Consider the following 21030-nt stretch of genomic DNA (forward strand, 5'->3'; position numbering starts at 1 on the left):
TGCCTTAAAGTGACAAATTAACTTTTTTAAAACCATTAAAAAGTTAAGACATATCAAAAAATAGAAAATTATTTTTCTACCCCACCCAACAACTCCATCAATTCCAATGCCCTTCTTGTTGATTTCACATTCTCAAAAGTCAACAACAAGCGCAAGCCGTTCTTCGTTTCTTTTTCCTTTATTTTACAAATGGAACTGTGTTTCTGGACAAAACGCATAACATCAGTAAAACGATTCGACTGGTAATAATCGGATTGCTGGTCGGACACAAAATAGCCAACCATTTTCCCTTGTTTCATCACTAATTTCTCGATTCCCACGCGGCTGGCAATCCATTTAATGCGTATGCTATTCATCAAGGCAATAGCGCGTGGTGGCATAGGACCAAATCTATCGATTAGTTTTTTCTGGAAGAGCTGTAATTCTTCTTCATTTTTCACAGCGCCTAATTCGTTGTATAAACTCAATCGCTCCGTAACATTATTGACGTATTCATCAGAAAACAACAACTCGAAATCAGTGTCGATCTGAAGGTCTTTTACGTATTCCTTGGTCTCTATGTCATTCTCGGCCGGATACAAATCTTTGAATTCGTTCTCCTTCAATTCCTCGATGGCTTCGTTCAGTATCTTTTGGTAGGTATCAAAACCAATTTCATTGATAAACCCGCTTTGTTCCCCTCCCAATAAATCTCCGGCTCCGCGAATCTCGAGGTCTTTCATGGCGATATTGAATCCGCTTCCCAGTTCACTGAACTGTTCCAATGCCTGGATTCGTTTTCGGGCATCATCTGTCATCGCCGAATAGGGTGGGCAGATAAAATAACAAAAGGCTTTCTTATTGCTTCGCCCAACTCTACCTCGCATTTGGTGCAAATCAGACAGGCCAAAATTATTGGCATTGTTGATGAAAATCGTATTGGCGTTGGGAACATCCAATCCGCTCTCGATAATGGTAGTCGCCACCAGAACATCAAATTCACCGTTCATGAAAGCCAGCATTAACTCTTCGAGTTTTCTGCCTTCCATCTGTCCGTGGCCGATCCCCACTCTTGCATTGGGCACCAATCGCTGAATCATTCCGGCGACTTCCTTTATGTTCTCAATTCTATTATTGATAAAGAAAACCTGTCCGTTACGCTGGATTTCGTACGAAATCGCGTCCCGGATCAGTTCCTCGCTGAAACCAACCACATTCGTTTCAATAGGATATCTGTTGGGTGGTGGCGTCGTAATTACGGATAAATCCCTTGCCGCCATTAACGAAAACTGCAAGGTTCTTGGAATCGGCGTGGCGGTCAAAGTCAATGTGTCGACATTGGCGGCTATCGTTTTTAATTTGTCTTTTACATTAACCCCAAACTTTTGCTCTTCATCCACAATCAACAATCCCAAGTCTTTGAAGACTACATTTTTATTGACCAATTGGTGCGTTCCGATAACAATATCCAGTTTCCCATCTGCTAAATCTTTTAAAGTTTCCGCTTTTTGTTTTGCCGTTCTGAATCGGTTTAAGTAGCCAACGGAAACAGGCATGTCTTTTAATCGCTCCGTGAAGGTACGGTAATGTTGGTATGCTAATATGGTTGTCGGCACTAAAATAGCGACCTGTTTGCTATTGTCAACGGCTTTAAAAGCCGCACGAATTGCTACCTCAGTTTTACCAAAACCCACATCGCCACACACCAAGCGATCCATCGGTCGGTCGCTTTCCATATCGGCCTTTACTTCCTGCGTCGATTTGGTTTGATCCGGCGTATCTTCGTAAATAAATGAGCTTTCCAATTCATTTTGTAGGTAACTGTCAGGCGCAAACTGGAATCCTTTATCTAACCTCCTTTTGGCGTACAACTGTATCAAGTTAAACGCCACATGCTTAACTCTTGCCTTGGTTTTTTGTTTTAAAACCTTCCACGCATTCGAACCCAATTTATAAATTTTGGGCGGTGCTCCGTCTTTTCCGGCGTATTTCGAGATTTTGTGCAGTGAATGGATACTTACATATACGATATCATTATCCGCATACACCAATTTGATGGCTTCTTGCGTTCTATTCTCTACTTGTATTTTTTGCAGTCCTCCAAAACGTCCTATTCCATGGTCGATATGCGTCACATAATCCCCAACAGACAAAGTGGTGAGTTCCTTTAAAGTTATATTTTGCTTTTTAGAATAGCCGTTCTTGATGCTAAATTTATGATAGCGCTCAAAAATCTGGTGGTCCGTATAACATGTAATTTGATTCTCCTCATCAATAAAACCTTGGTACAAAGGAAAAACTATAGTGTTATATTGTTTTCGAATGTTCTCCGAATTAGCTTCGTCCAAAGTCTCAAAAATATCATGAAAACGTTTGGCCTGATTTTCATTAGAACAGAACAAATAGTTTTTGTATCCGTTAAAATGATTCTCGTTCAGGTTATTCAACAACAGATCAAATTGTTTGTTGAATGACGGCTGCGGCTGAATATGGAATTCGAATTTTTTGTCTATTTTAAATATCGGTTTGGAACCCAGTTCCACTATAGAAAAGTCTAATGCCCTTTTAATGAAAGTGGATTGATTCAAGAACAACTGCTCTGGAGTGGCATGTTTTATGTCTTTAGACAATTTTTCGAAAGCCTCTTCCGCTTTGGCAAATTGCTTGTCCAATTGCGATAAAAGGTCCTCCGTATTTTGAATGAAAATCACCGTTTTCTCCGAGATGTAATCCAGAAAGCTCTCCCGATTTTCCTGAAAAATCTTGTTTTCCACGTTTGGAATTATGGTAATCTTTTTTTGTATTTCTATGGACAATTGCGTGCCTACATCAAAACTTCGGATGCTGTCCACTTCGTTCCCGAAAAACTCGATACGGTATGGGTTATCGTTTGAAAACGAAAAAACATCGACAATACCTCCACGCACCGAAAACTCGCCCGGTTCGGTAATGAAATCAACCCTTTTGAATTCATATTCGAATAAAACCTCGTTGATGAAATCAATAGAAATTTTGTCTCCAACAGAGACTTTTAAAGTGTTTTTGTCCAGATCTTTTCGAGTGACCACTTTTTCAAACAGCGCCTCGGGATAGCTAACGATAACTGCTGGCTTTTTGCGCGAATTTATTCTGTTGAGAACTTCGGCACGGAGCAAAACATTGGCGTTATCCGTGTCTTCAATTTGATATGGACGACGGTAGGAGCCCGGATAAAACAATACGTCTTGTTCGCCAATCATCTGTTCTAAATCATTCAAATAATAAGCCGCCTCCTCCTTGTTGTTTAAAACAACCAAAAAGGGACGCTCCGCCTTTTTAAACAAAGCACGAATGATGAATGAAACTGCAGACCCCAACAAGCCGTCGAGCTGCAATTTTATTGGGTTTGACTCCACCAAACGCTCCACAATTTGTTTAACTTTAGGGGAATTGTCGTATGTATTATATAAGGCTGTTTTACTCAACTCGAGGGGTATTTGGGTCGGCCGGTGTATTCGGACTTGGTGTATTTGGGATTGCACGTGAGGCATCCATCATTTTCTTCAATTCAGACTCCCCTTCTTCAACGGGAATTTTGCTTTTTTCTGTGATTTTATCCATTTGTCTCTGCAGGGAAGACAATTCATTATTAATTTCTGCAATCGTTTGAACCACTTTTTTGTCCGGAATGTTGTCCAAATGAATATATAAATCCAGCAAACGCACCTTGGTAATCAAAGTCGAAATCCTGCTTTTAATTTGCGGTTTGTTAAACTGATCAGGTATATTATCATTCAACGACATTGCTTTTTTAGAAATAGCCGCTGATTTTTGTTGAAAAGCGCCAATGGTTTTTTTTGGTTTTATGGCCAGTTCGGCCAAAAAAAGGCGCAACTCATTCCAAGTGGCCATACTGGCCTCTGAAGTGGTATTAATAGGAGTGTCATAAAAGACCCAGCCTTTGCTTATGTTTGAGAAAATGACTTCCTTTTTTTGGGTATCTTTTTCATTTTCGGCCAGCCGTTTTTGATCATTATTTTTACATGAGGAAAGCAAAATAATCAGAAAAAGAAAACAGGATAATTTGTATTTCATTGTTATTGCATTAAAGCACAAAGTTACAAAGTAAATTTATAATTACAGATTCGAAAATGCGAATTGCAATTCCGCGCTAAACACTGCGTTTTCAGCACCAAATATGCCAAAAAAACAGAAAGAAAATTATGGATTTAGCCGTTTTTATATGGTATTTGCAATCTTGATTCAGTACTGCGAAAATATTTACGAAAACGTTACCTTTGCATTTCAAAACCTATTCAAAATGAGTACAAAAATATTGATTATTGGCGCTTGTGGCCAAATTGGAACCGAGTTAACCCATTCATTGAGAAAAATATACGGAACCGATAATGTTATCGCTTCCGATATCCGTAAACTGAACAATGACGTTGTCAACTCAGGCCCTTTTGAGGTAATAAATGCCCTGGATTTCAATCAGATTGAGCATCTTGTAGAAGTACATAAAATAGATGAGATCTATCTGATGGCGGCATTACTATCGGCAACGGCAGAGAAAAATCCCGCTTTTGCCTGGGATTTGAATATGAATTCCTTATTTCATGTTTTGAATTTGGCTAAAGCCAAAAAAATAAAAAAAATATTCTGGCCATCCAGTATAGCTGTCTTTGGACCTACTACACCTAAAGAAAACACCCCACAATATACCATCATGGAGCCTTCTACGGTTTATGGAATCAGCAAACAGGCCGGTGAAAGATGGTGCGAATACTACCATAATATCTTTGGAGTTGATGTGCGAAGCATCCGTTATCCAGGTTTAATCAGCTGGTCTTCACCTCCGGGTGGCGGAACTACCGATTATGCGGTGGATATTTTTCACAAAGCGCTTTCTGACAAAAAATACGAATGTTTTTTATCGTCGGAAACAAAAATGCCGATGATGTATATGGACGATGCGATTGCGGCGACGATAAAAATTATGCAAGCACCAGTTGAGGAGATCAAAATTCACTCTTCATACAACCTGGCTGCGATGAGTTTTACGCCAACAGAAATTGCCGCAGAAATCAAGAAACACATTCCAGAATTTACGATCACATATGAACCGGACTTCCGTCAAAAAATAGCCGACAGCTGGCCAGCAAGTATCGATGACAGTCATGCAAGAGCTGACTGGGGATGGAAACACAAGTACGATTTAAAATCGATGACTGTGGAAATGCTGGAGAATTTGAAAAAATTTAAATAAAAAAACAACCCTTATAAAAAGTCCTGTTTTAGAAATTCGGCAATTTGCCTGATTTTCTAAAACAGGACTTTTTTGCGTTTGCTCTCTTCTAGAAGTTAATGGAATGCAACATTCCATTTTACAAGACAAATTAATTGACTAAATAGACTTAACTGATTGATTTACAAATAATACTGAATTTAAACTTTATTGTTAAAAAAAATCTTACTTTTGAGTTGCTCGAATTTTAAATAAGAAAGAAACACATTTTCATCCTCTAATTTTAAACCATAATTCCTCGCTATGAAAAAAATTCTTCTCCCCTTTACCCTAATAATTCTTTCTTTTTATGCAACTGCCCAAAAAAACAACAAAATTGAAATAGGCACTATTGATAGTGTTTATTCTAAAATACTGAAGGAACAACGAAAGATTTTGATCCATATTCCCAAGAGTGCTCAAAATGTTCCTTATTCAAAACAACGCTATCCTGTTATTTATATATTAGATGGGGACGATCATTTTAATTCAATTGTTGGGATGATTGAACAACTAAGTTCAATTGGCAGAAACAGTTCTTTTCCTGAAATGATTGTTGTAGGTATCCCAAATACAGACAGGACGAGAGATCTAACCCCAACACGTATTAAATCTGACCTGCCTATGATGGATAGCATTGCAGCAAAAAATAGCGGAGGAGGTGAATCCTTCATTTCTTTTATGGAAAAAGAACTAATGCCACATATTGATTCATTGTATCCTACCGAACCCTACCGAATGTTAATTGGACATTCTTTCGGTGGTTTGACCGTAATGAATACCTTCATTCATCATACCAATCTTTTCAACGCTTATGTAGCCATCGACCCCAGCATGTGGTGGGATAATAAAAAACTTTTAATGGAAACTAAAAAAGCTTTAGCTATTACTAAATACCCGAATGTTTCCTTATTTTTAGGAATTGCCAATACAATGGAAAAAGGAATGGATATCACAAAAGTCAAAAAGGACAGATCCGATATCACAAAACATATTCGTTCCATTTTGGAGTTGGATAACTATTTGAGTCTGAATAAGCAAAACCAATTAAAATACCAGTCCAAATATTATAACGACGATGACCACAACTCTGTAACATTAATTACCGAATATGATGCGCTTCGTTTTATTTTTGATTACTATAAATTAAAGCTAAGTATGTCTGACTATATGAATGTTAATAAGGCATTACTATTTAAAATTGAAACGCATTATGCAGACTTGTCAAAGAAATTTGGGTATGAGGTAAAAGCTCCAGAAGGCCTGATAAATACTCTTGGTTATCAAGCATTAAGCTCCAAGCATTTTGAAGAAGCTGAATCTTTATTTAAAGGAAATATTGCCAATTATCCCCAAAGTGCTAATACCTATGATTCTTTGGGAGATTTTTATGATGCCACGAAGAACAAAGAAAAAGCAATTACGGCTTACAAAAAAGCATTATCTATTATGGAAGTTCCAGAAACAAGACATAAACTGGAAAAACTCCAAGTGAATTAAGAAAAAACAAACCCTAAAAAAAGCCCTTTTTCGGGGCTTTTTAAAATTACTTTATTTCATAAACATTATTCGCTTGCCTCACATCAGCCATCAATCCGCTTGGGTCAATGCTGATTCTTTTGATCGTGCTTTTTGCCTTAGAGATATTGAAATCATAGTTGGATTCAGCCCAAGCCCAATCGTTTAAAACCGTTCTTTTTACTGATGGATTTGGGTTTTCTTTTTCAAAACTCATCATACGCAACGGAATATAGAAACTCTCTGTTGTTCCATCCGTATACTCAACAGTCAAATCGATAGGCATTGGCATTCTTCCAATTCTTTCCAGGCTAATTTTAGTTGAATCACCATTTTCTTTCACGTCTTTTATTCCGTAATCGATCGTATTGGCTGTCTCTGTCCAATCAACCAAATACCAGTCTAAATTGGCTCCTGAAACACGTTCTGCCGTTCTTTTGATGTCATTTGGAGTAGGATGCTTGAACTTAAAATCATGGTAATATCTTTTAATCGTTTTAACAAGATTTTCTTGTCCAATTACATAAGCTAACTGCGACAAGAAGATGCTTCCTTTCACGTAAGACGAAATGCTATAGGGTCTGTTTTCATCATAACGGTCACCGTGCGTCGTTTGCGGTTGTTCCTTACCCGATTCCACTAATTTATAGTAGGCAGTATAATTCCCCTTGAAAGGGTTTTCAACTCTGTTTCCAGATAGCTCGTTTATTGTAAAATCTTCAACATAGGTGGTAAAACCTTCGTCCATCCAGGGGTGTTTGGATTCGTTTGAAGCTAAAATATGTTGGAACCAAGAGTGCCCCAATTCATGGGTTGCGGTTCCATAAAGCCCCTCAAGAGTACCGTTCCCTAACATCAAAGTGCACATGGCGTACTCCATTCCTCCGTCGCCACCTTGTATGAAAGAGTATTGCTTGTAAGGATAATCCCCGATGTTCTTATTGTAAGAATCCATTACCTTGACCATCATCGGCTCCAGTTTTTTCCAGTTTTCAACTGTCTTCGGATAATTTTTGTACAAAAAGTGCAACGCAACGTCATTAGGCCCTTTTACTACATCATGAACATAGTCTTTATCGGCAGCCCAAGTAAAATCATGAACCATTGGCGCGACAAAATGCCAAGTCAGGTTTTTTGTTCTTTTCGGAATTTTCACCTCAACACCTTCGTCTTGGTAACCGTGCCCTATTTCATTTTGGTTTTGCAGATAACCTGACCCTCCTAATGTATAGTCCTTGTCTATAGTGATGTTTACGTCAAAATCTCCCCAAACTCCATGGAATTCTCTGGCGATGTAAGGGTCGGCATGCCAGCCTTCAAAATCAAATTCGGCCATTTTTGGGTACCATTGCGCCATCGACAATTCAACTCCCTCAGAGTTGTTTCTGCCTGAACGGCGAATTTGAACCGGCACCTGCCCGTCAAAATCTAGGGAAAAAGTAGTTTTGGAATTGGGCAAAATTGGCTTTGCCAAATCAACAATAAGTATTGTCCCTACTGTTTTTGCGGAAGCGTCAACTCCGTCTTGCTTGAAATTGCTGATTTTTAAGTAACCAATTTCATTTGGCTTCAAACTTTCAATTCTGCTTACTTTAACCTCTTTTCCGTCAACAACTTTTTTAACGACCATTCTTCCATCAGGATCCTTAATGCTATGCAAACGCGCATCCATCTCACTCCCTGGCTGGAAAGCGTTGTTGAACAAATGATAATAAACTCTTTTTAAGGTGTCAGGAGAATTATTGGTGTAAACCAATTCCTGTTTTCCCTTGTATCGGTAGTTTTTAACGTCCATCGTAACATCCATTTTATAATCTACATGTTGTTGCCAATAGCTGGCGCTTTGTGCATAAATAGACCCAAAAGGGAGCATCATAATTGAAAGTAAAAGAAATTTTCTCATGGTATTTAATTGATATATGAAAGGACTAATGTCCGTCCAGTGGATTAGTAAATCTATTATTAGCTGTTTTTGGAGATGGCATCCGCAAGAATGAGCGCATTATAAGCATTAATCATTTTACCTGATTTTGAACTGTCGGCTGCCGATTTTTTATCATTGTTCTCACCCAGTTCTATCGAAGCTGGTAATGGTGTTCCGGAATCCATTAGAATCTGTTTTACTTGCTTGGCCGATAATTTAGGGTAATACGAACGCACTAAAGCTGCGACTCCGGCCGCGTTTGGCGAAGCCATTGATGTTCCCTGTTCGTATTTATATTTATTATTTGGAACCGAGGCATAAATTTCCATTCCCGGAGCATATACATCTACATTAATTGAGCCGTAATTAGAAAATGCCGCCACAAGAGTTGGTCCGTAAATATTATTTACCGCCCCAACAGTGAGGACATTACCGGCAAACTCTTTTTTGTTGTCTTCAGAATCATTTGGAAAACTGATGTTTTTTTCCAAGTCAATGTTGTTTCCATCGTTTCCGGATGCATGCACAAACAAAACATCTTTGCTTTCGGCATATTTAATGGCGTCAAAAACCCATTGCTTGCGAGGGGAATAGCTTTTTCCAAAACTCCCGTTGATTACTTTCGCCCCATTATCAACGGCATAACGTATCGCCAAAGCAATATCCTTGTCGTATTCGTCGCCATTAGGAACGGCTCTTACCGCCATAATCTCAACATTGTTTGCAATTCCATCGCCTCCAATGCCGTTATTCCTAACTTGGGCAATTATTCCCGCAACGTGGGTTCCGTGAAGTGCTTCTTCCTTGTCAGGCCCGTACACAACGTTGTTGCCGTATACAGTGTCATTTATATCATCCGGATTATCGCCAACTGATTCCCTGCCGTTAAATTCCTTGTTCAAATTGTAGTTTAATTGGTCATAAACATACTTTCTGTATTCTTCCAGATCGGCGCTGAATGTAGGACCTGACTGGCCAATAATGCGAGTCATAATCATTTTGCTTCTATTCAACTCTTCATTAATGGTGACAATTGAATTCAGTTCTTCAAGAGTGTAATCGTCTTTCTTTAAATACGTTTGAATTGCTTTATGGGTGCTCAAAAGAAAATCTACCTGCTGTTTTCCTTCCAAGGCTTCATTATACTTTTTTTCATAATCCGCTTTAGCATTTTTATAGGTCATAGATCCATCATCCGGTTTTTTCAGAATGCGGGTCATCTCTAAATTTTCAAGCCCCGAATCGCCGAGAAAATTCCAACCGTGAATATCGTCGACAAACCCATTTTTGTCATCGTCGATTCCGTTTCCCACTATTTCCTTGGCATTCGTCCAAATAACGGATTTTAAATCTTCGTGATCAACATCAACCCCTGAATCTATAACACCAACGATGACCTTAACCCCTTTCCTGTTTTTCAGCAATTCAGAATACGCTTTATCAACACTCATTCCGGGAATCGTGTCCTTCACTAGGTCAAGATGACTCCACCTTTTTAAATCAACGTCGCTAATGGGTGCAATTTTTTTAATGATCAAAGGCGAACTTACAGCCATTGGTGCATTAGCTTTAATAGCTTGTTTTTGGGCATTACATCCCACTAATGCAAAAAAAGCAACCGCGAAATAATAGATAGGTTTAATCGTGTTCATCTGTAAATTTTTAAAATTGAATGCGGGCCTAAATTATGTTTTTTTGTATCAGAATATCGATGGATTAACACTCCGTTAAGATTTGTCGAAAGTAAAAAAATAAATGAAAGCGTTTTTCAAATTAGATAAAATAAAAATGGAAGGACAATTTGCCCTTCCATTTATAAATGTTTGAAACTGTTATTTAGACATTTTTTGTGCCATCAGTAAAGCATTGTAAGCATTCACTATTTTCCCTGATTTGGATAAGGTGGTAAACGAACGCATGTCAGCAGGTTTTCCTCCAACAACAACATCGGTAGAAATCGAAACTCCTGAATCCATCAAGATGTGTTTCACTTGAGATGCCGATAATTTTGGATAATAAGAACGTATCACGGCAGCCACTCCGGCAACATTTGGAGAAGCCATTGAAGTTCCTTGTAGGTATTTAAAAGTATCGTTTGGTGTCGTCGCATAAATTTTTACCCCCGGAGCAAAAACATCGACATTCACTTTCCCAATATTTGAAAAACGGGCGACCACTTTATCACCATATTCAAAATTCAAAGCTCCAATAGTGATCATATTATCCGCAAACTCAGTCACTTTATCATCTGAATCGTTCGGGTAATTATCGTAACTATCGATGTCTTCCGCACTATTTCCAGCTGCATGAACAATTAATACGTCATTCTTTTCAGCATATTTAATGGCATCATAAACCCACTGTTTGTGTGGAGAAAAGCTCTTACCGAAACTTCCGTTAATCACTTTTGCACCATTATCAACCGCATAACGAATCCCAAGAGCAATATCTTTGTCATACTCATCACCGTCCGGGACAGCACGAACAGTCAAGATTTGAACATTGTTAGCAATTCCGTCGCCTCCAATATCGTTGTTTCTAACCTGAGCGACGATTCCTGCAACGTGCGTTCCGTGAAGAATTTCATTCTTGTCCGGCCCCATAACATTGTTGTTCCCGTATTTTGTGTCCGTTATATCGTTTGGATTATCACCCACGACTTTTCTATAATCGGTTTTTAGGTTGTCGCCATTTAGAAGCGCATTAAAACCATCCAATTGTTTTTGAACAGCAACCTTTAAGTCCGCAATGGGCATATTAAAAGAAAGCATTTGTTGCATAGCAGCTTTGCTTTTTTGTATTTCCGGCTCTTGCGAAACGATCGCCTTTACCTCATCCATCGTGTAAACCGATTTTCCAAAATGTCTTACCAAAGTCGCGTCGCTTTCATTTAAGGTCAAGATCATTTGTTCCGTACGAGCCTTACCTGCAGTAGCGTCGGCAATTTTTTTATCATTTACCGCTTTTGCAGCCTGGTACGTTACCTCATCAACTAGGTCTTTATTTTTGATGATTCTTTCGTACTCCAAATTTTCTTTGGTGATATCCCCAAGAAAATTCCAACCGTGAATATCATCGACATATCCGTTTTTATCGTCATCTATTCCATTCTCGGGAATTTCTTTGGAATTGGTCCAAATCACCGATTTCAAATCTTCATGTTCGATATCCACTCCCGAATCCACGATTCCAACAATAACTTTTACTCCAGTTTTATTTTTCAATAATTCCGAATAAGCTCTGTCAACACTCATTCCCGGAATCGTATCATTTACGATATCCAAGTGACTCCAACGTTTTAATTCGTTTTCTTTTAATGGGGCAACTTTTTTTATGTTTAAAGGAGCGGTAATTTGAACTAGTGAACTAGTACTTGAAACTTGTCTTTGGGCTCCACAACCTGCTAAAACCAAAACGGCAAAAGCAGAAAGGCAAATGGGTTTAATGCTATTCATTGAATATTTTGTTTATGTTTTAAATATTTGTCTAAAATAAATTATTTTGTTACAATAAAAATATGATTAACATTAAGTTAATATTTGTTCAGCCATGAAAACTTCTTTCAATCGAACGCCTTTCTCGGTGTGTTGCACTGTGATAATTTCATTGTGCGCATCATGTTCCAAAAACAAATAATAATTATTGTCTGCAGCGGCATTCAGGAATTTTGTTTTCTCTGGCATGGTCAACAAAGGTCTCGTATCGTAACCCATTACGTAAGGAACTGGGATGTGTCCGGCTGTCGCCAATAAATCAGCGCAAAAAACGATTGTTGTATCCTTGTACTTAATATGCGGAATCATCTGTTTTTCGGTATGGCCATCGACAAAAAAGATATCGAACCCCAACTCTGATTTTTCCAGGAAATCCCCTTCGGGTCTTTTTATGAAGTTCAACTGGCCGCTTTCCTGCATTGGAAGAATATTTTCCGAAAGGAAAGAAGCCTTCTCCCTGGGGTTCGGTTTTGTGGCCCATTCCCAATGGTTTTCATTGCTCCAGAATTTGGCGTTTTTGAAAGCGGGTTCGTATCCCGTCCTGTTCGCATTCCACTGCACGCTTCCGCCGCAATGGTCAAAATGCAAATGCGTCATAAAAACGTCGGTGACGTCATCGCGATGAAAACCATATTTAGCCAAGGACTTATCCATCGAATGGGATCCCCAAAGCGAATAATAGCCAAAAAACTTCTCCGATTGCTTGTTCCCCATTCCGGTGTCTATCAAAATCAACCGATTGCCCTCTTCTATCAGCAAACATCTTGCCGCAATATCAATTAAATTATTTTCGTCTGCCGGGTTGGTTTTGTTCCAAATTGTTTTGGGCACCACACCAAACATCGCGCCGCCATCCAATTTAAAATTACCGGTCTCAATAGGATATAGTTTCATTTTTTTGAATTGAAAAGTTAAAAATTTGAAGAACCAGAGGATTCAAATTAGATTCTCTAGGCCTTCCGTAGATAAAAGAAAAGACTTTGCATCTTTCACTTTTTCGATTATTGATTGCAATTTATGAAAATTGATCTGCTTTAAAAGAAATCATATAGACTTTTTCTATTTTATCATTAGTTATAAAAATGTTATCGATTATGGAAAAAGATTTTTATATAGTACCTTTGTGGTTAATTTAGACAAAATCAATATAACAATGATAAAAGTTTCTGATACAGCCAAAAAGAAAATCATCGATTTGATGGAAGAAGATGGCTTTGACGCTACAGTCGACTACGTAAGAGTCGGAGTGAAAAGCGGCGGATGTTCGGGCTTGTCTTATGATTTGAAGTTCGATAAAACCAAGGGGGAAGACGATAAGATATTCATAGACAATGATATAACAATTGCAGTAGAGAAAAAATCGTTCCTCTATCTGGCAGGGACTATTCTGGAATTTTCAGGCGGAATAAATGGGAAAGGATTTGTTTTCAACAATCCGAATGCAAGCAGGACCTGCGGTTGCGGAGAGAGTTTCTCTCTTTAAAATTTAGACACAAATAATAAAGTTTAATATTCATTTTTTGAATCTTTAAATCTTTAAATCTTTAAACAAGAATGAGTAAATATACTGAAGACGACTTAAAAATCGAACTCGAAACTAAAGAATATGAGTACGGATTTTATACCGAATTAGAATCGGATACTTTTCCTATTGGCTTAAACGAAGACATTGTTCGCGCCATTTCCCACAGAAAAGAAGAACCGCAATGGATGACCGACTGGCGCATTGAGGCTTTTCGCGCTTGGCAAGAGATGACCGAACCGGAATGGGCAAATGTGCATTACACAAAACCAGACTTTCAGGCAATTTCCTATTATTCAGCGCCAAAAGCGGTTGACCCTAATAAAACATTAGACGATGTAGATCCTGAACTTTTAGAAATGTACAAAAAGTTAGGTATCTCTGTCGATGAGCAAAAAATGATGAATAATGTGGCCATGGATATCGTGGTTGACTCTGTTTCAGTAGCTACAACATTCAAGAAAACATTAGGCGAAAAAGGAATTATCTTTATGAGTATTTCTGAAGCTATCAAAGAGCATCCAGAATTAGTTCGCAAACATTTGGGGACCGTTGTTCCACAAAAAGACAATTTTTATGCTGCTTTGAATTCAGCAGTATTCTCTGACGGTTCTTTTTGTTATATCCCAAAAGGCGTTCGTTGCCCGATGGAACTTTCTACTTACTTCAGAATCAATCAAGCAGGAACAGGACAGTTCGAAAGAACATTACTGATTGCAGATGAAGGAAGTTATGTATCTTATCTGGAAGGATGTACGGCACCAAGTCGCGATGAAAACCAATTACACGCAGCTGTAGTGGAGTTGATAGCTCTTGAAGATGCCGAAATCAAATATTCAACAGTACAAAACTGGTATCCGGGAAACAAAGAAGGTAAAGGCGGGGTTTTCAATTTTGTTACCAAAAGAGGAATCTGCGAGAAAAACGCCAAAATTTCTTGGACACAAGTAGAAACCGGTTCCGCAGTAACCTGGAAATATCCTTCTGTTATCTTAAAAGGAGATAATTCAGTAGGGGAATTTTACTCTATTGCAGTAACCAATAATTTCCAACAAGCCGATACGGGAACAAAAATGATCCACATCGGTAAAAACACCAAATCGACGATCATTTCCAAAGGTATTTCTGCTGGACAATCGCAAAATAGTTACCGTGGTCTGGTTAAAATTGGACCAACTGCTGACAATGCCCGAAATTTTTCGCAATGTGATTCCTTATTAATGGGGAACCGTTGTGGAGCGCATACTTTCCCATATATCGAAAGTAAAAATCCAACCGCCAAAATTGAACATGAGGCTACGACAAGTAAAATTGGCGAAGACCAAGTTTTCTATTGCAACCAACGTGGAATCCCAACCGAGAAAGCCATTGCTTTGATCGTTAACGGCTTCTCCAAAGAGGTTTTGAATAAGTTGCCGATGGAATTTGCGGTAGAGGCACAAAAACTATTAGAAATTTCCCTTGAGGGAAGCGTTGGATAATTCAAGCATGGAAAACAAGACCGTTATTATAGTGGGATCTTCCAGAAGCAATGGAAACACTTCAAAAATAGTTGACAAAATTTCCACCCAAATAAATGCAGATGTTATCGATTTAAGGGACTATTCTATTTCCTATTATGATTACGAAAGTGAAAATAGGGAAGATGACTTTATGCCTTTGATCACATCAATAATTGAAAAATATGACACTCTGGTTTTCGCGACACCGGTTTACTGGTACACCATGAGTGGGATCATGAAAGTGTTTTTTGACCGTTTTTCCGATTTGATCAGAATCGAAAAAGAACTCGGCCGGAAATTAAGGGGTAAGAACATGTTTGTGATCTCAAATTCTGATCAAGATGAATTAGATTATGATTTCCATATGCCTTTCCGATTATCGGCAGAGTATTTAGGAATGACCTATTTAGGACAAAAACATTTATCCTATCAAACAATAAAAGACCAAGAACACATAAACAGTATTTTAGAATAAAAGAGAATTTAAATCTTTTTAAAATTAAAGAAACAAATGTTAAGTATTAAAAATTTACACGCCTCGATCGGGGACAAAGAAATATTAAAAGGAATCAATCTTGAAGTGAAAGCAGGAGAGGTTCATGCGATAATGGGACCGAACGGTGCCGGAAAAAGCACATTGGCGTCAATCATTGCCGGAAATGAAACTTACGAAGTGACCGAAGGGGAAATCGCTCTAGATGGAGAAGACCTTTCTGATTTAGCACCAGAGGAAAGAGCACATAAAGGTGTTTTCTTGTCGTTTCAGTACCCAGTGGAAATCCCGGGAGTTTCGGTGACGAATTTCATTAGAACGGCCATCAACGAAACACGCAAAGCAAACGGCAAAGAAGAAATGCCAGCAAACGAAATGCTAAAGGTGATTCGTGAGAAATCAGAATTATTGGAAATCGACAGAAAGTTCCTTTCCCGTTCCCTAAACGAAGGTTTTTCAGGTGGAGAGAAAAAACGTAATGAAATTTTCCAAATGGCGATGTTGGAACCAAAATTGGCTATCCTTGACGAAACCGATTCTGGATTGGATATCGATGCCTTGCGCATTGTTGCCAATGGTGTCAACAAACTAAAAAGCGACAAAAATGCAATAGTAGTCATCACGCACTACCAAAGGTTATTGGATTATATCGTTCCTGATTTCGTACACGTTCTTTACAATGGTAAAATTGTAAAATCGGGCGGAAAAGAGCTGGCTCACGAGCTGGAAGAAAAAGGATATGACTGGATCAAACAAGAACAAGAAGCTTAAAATTTTGTTTGAAGTTTAAACTTTAAAGTTGCCTCGAGCTTCTTTAAACTTTTAAACCTTAAACTTTAAACAATAAAAAAATGGATTTGAAAGAAAAATTATTATCGTCTTTTATGGCTTTTGAGGAGCGCGTCGATGTTCACTCTGAACTTCATGACGTGAGAACTGAGGCCATAAAAAACTTTGAAGATAAAGGTTTCCCAACCAAAAAAGACGAAGCTTGGAAATACACTTCGCTAAATGCCATCTTAAAAAATGACTTTACCGTTTTTCCAAAGCAGGATACAGCAATTGAATTCAACCAAGTAAAAAAATACTTTTTACACGAAGTAGACACCTACAAGGTAGTGTTTATTGACGGTGTTTTCAGTTCGCATTTGTCGTCAACAACTCACGACGGGATCGATGTTTGTCTAATGTCATCGGCATTGAACAAACCAAAATATAAAATGGTTATCGATACCTATTTTAACCAAATTGTCAACAAAGAGGAAAGTTTGACTTCACTGAATACGGCTTTCGCCAATGAAGGTGCCTACATTAATATCCCAAAAAGCAAAGTTGCCGACAAGCCTATTGAAATCATGTATTTCTCTACAGGGAACGAAGCGGCTCTTATGGTGCAACCCCGTAACTTGGTGATTGTAGGTGAGAATTCTCATGTCCAAATTATCGAACGTCACCAAAGTTTGACCGAAAACCCAGTGTTGACGAATTCCGTGACGGAGATTTTCGCCCAAAAACGCGCGATTGTTGATTATTACAAAATACAGAATGACAGTCTGAAGGCCAATCTTATAGATAACACCTACGTTTCCCAGAAACAGGAAAGTCACGTTTCGGTACACACCTTCTCTTTTGGAGGTAACCTAACCAGAAACAACTTGAATTTTTACCATTTTGGCGAAAGATTGACAAGCACCTTGAACGGAATCACGATTATTGGCGAAAAGCAACACGTGGATCATTACACCTTGGTGAAGCATTCCACCCCAAATTGCGAGAGCTTCCAGGATTACAAAGGAATTTATTCCGACAGCTCCACAGGCGTTTTCAACGGAAAGGTTTATGTCGAGAAAGAAGCTCAAAAAACGAATGCGTTCCAAAAAAGCAACAACATTTTGTTGAGCGACAAGGCAACTATCAATGCAAAACCGCAGTTGGAAATTTTTGCCGATGACGTAAAATGTTCTCACGGTTGCACGGTTGGACAATTGGACGAAACGGCAATGTTCTATATGCAAGCACGCGGAATTCCTAAAAAAGAAGCCAAAGCGTTATTGATGTACGCATTCTCGAACTCTGTTATCGAAAACATCAAAATACCCGAATTGAAACAACGAATCACCAAAATTATCGCAACGAAATTAGGTGTGAAGCTGGGTTTTGATTTGTAGTATAATTCAAAAACAGATATAAAAAAACCCGACAGATTTTAGAAACCTGTCGGGTTTGTTTTTTAGCAGCTAATCCCGCTATCCATTGCAATCTTTTTTCGGTGAAAAACCTCAAAAAGGATTTCCATTTCTATCGGGGCTAAAAATTGAAAAGAATTATATTCAAGATTTTTGAAAATGCGATCAATAATTAATTAACAATATAGCTAACCAAGATACTCTCTACAGTACTACCGTCGACTGTATTTATAGATTTTATTGGCCCGATTCCCTTTGCATACCAGTATAGGGATTCAGTTATGGTACTTTCACCGGCAATACTAACTTCTTGCCTTAAACTCATATTAATAACATTTGTATACACCTTATTATTAACCGTTACAGTTGCGTCTTTATCTAAAATGACACCCAAGCATTTTATAGTCATGTCAATAGAAGCAGATTCAGTACCTGTTTTATAAGTTACTTTTACTGTCGCTGTTCCATTCCACTGCCCATTATTTGCTAAATTATCTTTCAATACAGGCAACTCATAACTATCCATTTTAATATTAATGTCACCTTCTGTAATGTCTAAGGCTCCTGTTTTTAAAAAATAAGTGTTGTCCTTTTTAGCTACCCATATTTGCAAATTATACTCATTTTTCTCCGTAATACTGTAATAGGTAGTTCCATCAAATGTATCTGTCCCTGTGATTTTCACGGTATAAGGCTCTCCATTTTCAGTATAGACCCACTGATTGTTTATGGCCAAAGGCCAATAACTATCACTAGCAACCTCAGTTGAAACATCGGAAGAAGAATCATCACTAGAACATGATGTGATTAACATAGAAGCAAGCAACGTTAATAAGGCTAAAAAATTAATTTTTTTCATATTTATATATTTGTTAATCTAATATATTAAATTTTAACAATATTTGTTAATATTTCAGCAAAAATTAATAAAAACAATCAAAAATAACAACTACTTCTTCAAACTCCCGATAATTCCGCTCAACATCCCATTAAAGTCAAATTCAGGATCTTCTTTCAGACCCATACGGACAATCACCAAATCAAGTGACGGGAAAATGGCCACCATCTGCCCCTGAAAACCGCTGCAGAAATACATCTCTCTGGGGACGTCGGGGAATCTCCCGCCGGCATTCAACCAAAACTGCGCACCATATTGTCCGTCGGATGTATCTGTTGGTTTTGCCGAGTATTTCACCCAGCTTTCGTCAAGAATCTGTTCCCCGTTCCAATTTCCTTTGTGCAAATACAGCAAACCAAATTTTGACCAATCTCTTGTAGTGGCCCAGCCATAGGAAGAACCCACATAATTCCCTGCCATATCCGTTTCTATAACCATGGAGTTCATGCCAATTCTGTCAATCAAGGCCGAATACCAAAAATCTAGATATTCCTGATGCGTTTTGAATTGCTGACGTAAAATCCCGGAAAGCAAATTAGTAGTTCCTGACGAATAATTCCAATGCGTGTTGGGTTTGAATGCCGCTGGTTTTTCCAACTGTGACCGTGACATGTCTACAGCCTGAAAAAGCATCTTGGTCGCATCGCAAATCGTACTGTAATTTTCTTCCCATTCCAAACCTGAGTTCATGTGAAGCAAATCGTTTGTCGTGATATTTTTGCGCTCGTCGTTTGCCCATTCCTTGATTGGTGCAGGTTTGTAAATATCGTATTTTCCTTGCTTTTCAAGGATTCCGAACATCGCACTGGTTATGCTTTTGGTTATTGACCAGCCCAGAATTTTACTGTCTTTACCGAAACCCGTATCGTATTTTTCGGCAATGATTTTGTCCTTGTAAATCACCAATAGCGAGCGGGTTCTTTTGTCCTTTTTCCCTTCAACGTCAAAAGCATTGGTGACAGCCGAATTTAATTTGGCATAATCAACGTTTTCAAAAACCGTGTCTTTTTGTTCCTTATTCCCATACGGAAAAGGTAAATCATTGTTCAGTTTTGTTCTTTTGGGAACCAAATACGGTTTTGTCACATCAAAATCATCGTCGATTAAAGTCGCTCCCAAACCTTCGCGGTAAATTGCTTTTCGCCCTTTCAAACCATATACTGAAGCGGTAGCGAATTTTCCGTTTTCGTTAATAGTGTTGGTAGCCAAATCAATCATATCGATATCGTTGTCCCCTTTTTCTATCAATTCCTGTGAGCGCTTATCGATAAAATGACCCGAAGCGACACTCTTGGCCGAAAATCCAGAAATCAAATCCAGTTTTGGATAGGTGGTGAATCCCAAATAAAATATCGCTATAAAAAAAGCGAAACTAAAAAGCTTAAAGATTTTTTTCATACGTAGTTAATATTTGTTTTGTATCGGAATATGGAATTCGGATATCTTCATCGGTTTTCATATCGAGTTTTCACTATGCTCATTTCATAGCAGTCAGTTGTAAAACAATGCAATATAATTATTTTTAAGTTACTAAATCTCCAATTCAATTTTATAAAAGCCCAGAAATTAATCCAAGTAAATTGGCGAATTCATGGCTAAAACAATTTAGTTTTTCTTACTTTTGTATTTAGAAAAATTCTAAATAAAGCAATGTCAGATATAAATAAAATTAGAGCCGATTTCCCTATCCTTTCCCAGAAAGTAAACGGAAAACAATTGGTTTATTTCGACAACGGAGCCACTTCACAGAAGCCGCAAGTGGTCATTGACGCAATTTCAAAATATTACGAGGAGATAAACGCCAATATTCACCGTGGAGTACACACTTTGAGCCAACTGGCAACCGACGCCTACGAAGCCTCACGCGGAAAAATCCAAAACCACATCAATGCTGAGTTTTCGCACGAAGTGCTTTTTACATCGGGAACGACTTTTGGGATTAATTTAGTCGCCAACGGCTTCGCTACGATTTTAAAACCAGGCGATGAAGTTTTAGTTTCCGCATTGGAACACCACAGCAATATAGTGCCTTGGCAAATGTTGTGCGAGAAAACAGGCGCTACGCTAAAAGTGATTCCCATGAATGACAACGGCGAATTGATTATGGCGGAATACGACAAATTACTGTCGGACAAAACCAAAATCGTAACCGTAAATCATATTTCGAATGCATTGGGAACAGTCAATCCCATAAAATACATGATTGACAAAGCCCATGAGTTTGGTGCTGCAATTTTAATAGATGGGG

The 21030-nt window shown here is 38.3% G+C and carries 16 protein-coding genes; 8 read left to right on the forward strand and 8 right to left on the reverse strand.

The window, feature by feature from the left end; genetic code table 11:
* Positions 1-68: 68 nt before the first annotated feature.
* The gene (gene mfd / locus VIH09_RS04070) at positions 69-3443 is read right to left on the reverse strand and encodes a transcription-repair coupling factor (protein WP_331578149.1); all 3375 of its coding nucleotides are present in this window, start codon (positions 3441-3443) and stop codon (positions 69-71) included.
* Positions 3436-4053 (reverse strand): hypothetical protein, encoded by a 618-nt coding sequence (locus VIH09_RS04075; RefSeq protein ID WP_331578151.1) that lies wholly within the window; start codon positions 4051-4053, stop codon positions 3436-3438. The genes mfd and VIH09_RS04075 overlap by 8 nt, the downstream gene beginning before the upstream one ends.
* A gap of 226 nt (positions 4054-4279) precedes the next feature.
* On the opposite strand from VIH09_RS04075, the gene VIH09_RS04080 reads away from it, so the two are divergent.
* Positions 4280-5227 carry an L-threonine 3-dehydrogenase gene (locus VIH09_RS04080; protein WP_331578153.1) on the forward strand — a complete coding sequence of 316 codons (948 nt, stop codon included), beginning with the start codon at positions 4280-4282 and terminating at the stop codon, positions 5225-5227.
* 282 nt (positions 5228-5509) lie between these two features.
* A complete protein-coding gene (locus VIH09_RS04085; protein ID WP_331578155.1) occupies positions 5510-6745 on the forward strand; it encodes an alpha/beta hydrolase-fold protein in 1236 nt (411 codons plus the stop codon).
* Positions 6746-6791: 46 nt separating this feature from the next.
* On the opposite strand, the gene VIH09_RS04090 is transcribed toward VIH09_RS04085, so the two are convergent.
* The 4 genes from VIH09_RS04090 to VIH09_RS04105 form a co-directional block, all read right to left on the reverse strand.
* Positions 6792-8666, reverse strand: a complete 1875-nt coding sequence (locus tag VIH09_RS04090) for a M1 family metallopeptidase (RefSeq protein WP_331578157.1) — start codon at positions 8664-8666, stop codon at positions 6792-6794.
* A 59-nt stretch (positions 8667-8725) separates the two neighbouring features.
* Positions 8726-10339, reverse strand: coding sequence for a S8 family peptidase (locus tag VIH09_RS04095; RefSeq protein WP_331578159.1), 1614 nt, complete (start codon positions 10337-10339; stop codon positions 8726-8728).
* Positions 10340-10519: 180 nt separating this feature from the next.
* Positions 10520-12142 carry a S8 family peptidase gene (locus VIH09_RS04100; RefSeq protein ID WP_331578161.1) on the reverse strand — a complete coding sequence of 541 codons (1623 nt, stop codon included), beginning with the start codon at positions 12140-12142 and terminating at the stop codon, positions 10520-10522.
* A 72-nt stretch (positions 12143-12214) separates the two neighbouring features.
* Positions 12215-13075 carry an MBL fold metallo-hydrolase gene (locus VIH09_RS04105; RefSeq protein WP_331578163.1) on the reverse strand — a complete coding sequence of 287 codons (861 nt, stop codon included), beginning with the start codon at positions 13073-13075 and terminating at the stop codon, positions 12215-12217.
* 259 nt (positions 13076-13334) lie between these two features.
* On the opposite strand from VIH09_RS04105, the gene VIH09_RS04110 reads away from it, so the two are divergent.
* The 5 genes from VIH09_RS04110 to sufD all read left to right on the forward strand — a co-directional run bounded on the left by VIH09_RS04110 (position 13335) and on the right by sufD (position 17866).
* On the forward strand, positions 13335-13664 hold the full coding sequence (locus VIH09_RS04110) for an iron-sulfur cluster assembly accessory protein (RefSeq protein ID WP_331578165.1): 330 nt from the start codon (positions 13335-13337) through the stop codon (positions 13662-13664).
* Between the two features lie 71 nt (positions 13665-13735).
* A complete protein-coding gene (sufB, locus tag VIH09_RS04115; RefSeq protein WP_331578167.1) occupies positions 13736-15184 on the forward strand; it encodes a Fe-S cluster assembly protein SufB in 1449 nt (482 codons plus the stop codon).
* Positions 15185-15191: 7 nt separating this feature from the next.
* On the forward strand, positions 15192-15680 hold the full coding sequence (locus tag VIH09_RS04120; RefSeq protein WP_331578169.1) for an NAD(P)H-dependent oxidoreductase: 489 nt from the start codon (positions 15192-15194) through the stop codon (positions 15678-15680).
* Positions 15681-15716: 36 nt separating this feature from the next.
* Positions 15717-16469, forward strand: a complete 753-nt coding sequence (gene sufC, locus VIH09_RS04125; RefSeq protein WP_331578171.1) for a Fe-S cluster assembly ATPase SufC — start codon at positions 15717-15719, stop codon at positions 16467-16469.
* A gap of 80 nt (positions 16470-16549) precedes the next feature.
* Positions 16550-17866 carry a Fe-S cluster assembly protein SufD gene (gene sufD / locus VIH09_RS04130; RefSeq protein ID WP_331578173.1) on the forward strand — a complete coding sequence of 439 codons (1317 nt, stop codon included), beginning with the start codon at positions 16550-16552 and terminating at the stop codon, positions 17864-17866.
* 190 nt (positions 17867-18056) lie between these two features.
* On the opposite strand, the gene VIH09_RS04135 is transcribed toward sufD, so the two are convergent.
* Positions 18057-18743 carry a hypothetical protein gene (locus tag VIH09_RS04135; protein WP_331578175.1) on the reverse strand — a complete coding sequence of 229 codons (687 nt, stop codon included), beginning with the start codon at positions 18741-18743 and terminating at the stop codon, positions 18057-18059.
* Positions 18744-18833: 90 nt separating this feature from the next.
* Positions 18834-20180 carry a serine hydrolase gene (locus VIH09_RS04140; RefSeq protein ID WP_331578177.1) on the reverse strand — a complete coding sequence of 449 codons (1347 nt, stop codon included), beginning with the start codon at positions 20178-20180 and terminating at the stop codon, positions 18834-18836.
* Positions 20181-20432: 252 nt separating this feature from the next.
* On the opposite strand from VIH09_RS04140, the gene VIH09_RS04145 reads away from it, so the two are divergent.
* Positions 20433-21030, forward strand: a 598-nt coding sequence (locus VIH09_RS04145) for an aminotransferase class V-fold PLP-dependent enzyme (protein WP_331578179.1), incomplete at its 3' end; no start/stop codon positions are given.

Origin of the sequence: Flavobacterium sp. (assembly GCF_036515215.1) — a bacterium.
GTDB lineage: Bacteria > Bacteroidota > Bacteroidia > Flavobacteriales > Flavobacteriaceae > Flavobacterium.

What these genes read in the sequence shown, in the direction of transcription:
- VIH09_RS04075 (WP_331578151.1), bottom strand. Translation starts at nt 4,053, where the DNA reads ATGAAATACAAATTATCCTGTTTTCTTTTTCTGATTATTTTGCTTTCC.
- VIH09_RS04080 (WP_331578153.1), top strand. Translation starts at nt 4,280, where the DNA reads ATGAGTACAAAAATATTGATTATTGGCGCTTGTGGCCAAATTGGAACC.
- VIH09_RS04085 (WP_331578155.1), top strand. Translation starts at nt 5,510, where the DNA reads ATGAAAAAAATTCTTCTCCCCTTTACCCTAATAATTCTTTCTTTTTAT.
- VIH09_RS04090 (WP_331578157.1), bottom strand. Translation starts at nt 8,666, where the DNA reads ATGAGAAAATTTCTTTTACTTTCAATTATGATGCTCCCTTTTGGGTCT.
- VIH09_RS04095 (WP_331578159.1), bottom strand. Translation starts at nt 10,339, where the DNA reads ATGAACACGATTAAACCTATCTATTATTTCGCGGTTGCTTTTTTTGCA.
- VIH09_RS04100 (WP_331578161.1), bottom strand. Translation starts at nt 12,142, where the DNA reads ATGAATAGCATTAAACCCATTTGCCTTTCTGCTTTTGCCGTTTTGGTT.
- VIH09_RS04105 (WP_331578163.1), bottom strand. Translation starts at nt 13,075, where the DNA reads ATGAAACTATATCCTATTGAGACCGGTAATTTTAAATTGGATGGCGGC.
- VIH09_RS04110 (WP_331578165.1), top strand. Translation starts at nt 13,335, where the DNA reads ATGATAAAAGTTTCTGATACAGCCAAAAAGAAAATCATCGATTTGATG.
- sufB (WP_331578167.1), top strand. Translation starts at nt 13,736, where the DNA reads ATGAGTAAATATACTGAAGACGACTTAAAAATCGAACTCGAAACTAAA.
- VIH09_RS04120 (WP_331578169.1), top strand. Translation starts at nt 15,192, where the DNA reads ATGGAAAACAAGACCGTTATTATAGTGGGATCTTCCAGAAGCAATGGA.
- sufC (WP_331578171.1), top strand. Translation starts at nt 15,717, where the DNA reads ATGTTAAGTATTAAAAATTTACACGCCTCGATCGGGGACAAAGAAATA.
- sufD (WP_331578173.1), top strand. Translation starts at nt 16,550, where the DNA reads ATGGATTTGAAAGAAAAATTATTATCGTCTTTTATGGCTTTTGAGGAG.
- VIH09_RS04135 (WP_331578175.1), bottom strand. Translation starts at nt 18,743, where the DNA reads ATGAAAAAAATTAATTTTTTAGCCTTATTAACGTTGCTTGCTTCTATG.
- VIH09_RS04140 (WP_331578177.1), bottom strand. Translation starts at nt 20,180, where the DNA reads ATGAAAAAAATCTTTAAGCTTTTTAGTTTCGCTTTTTTTATAGCGATA.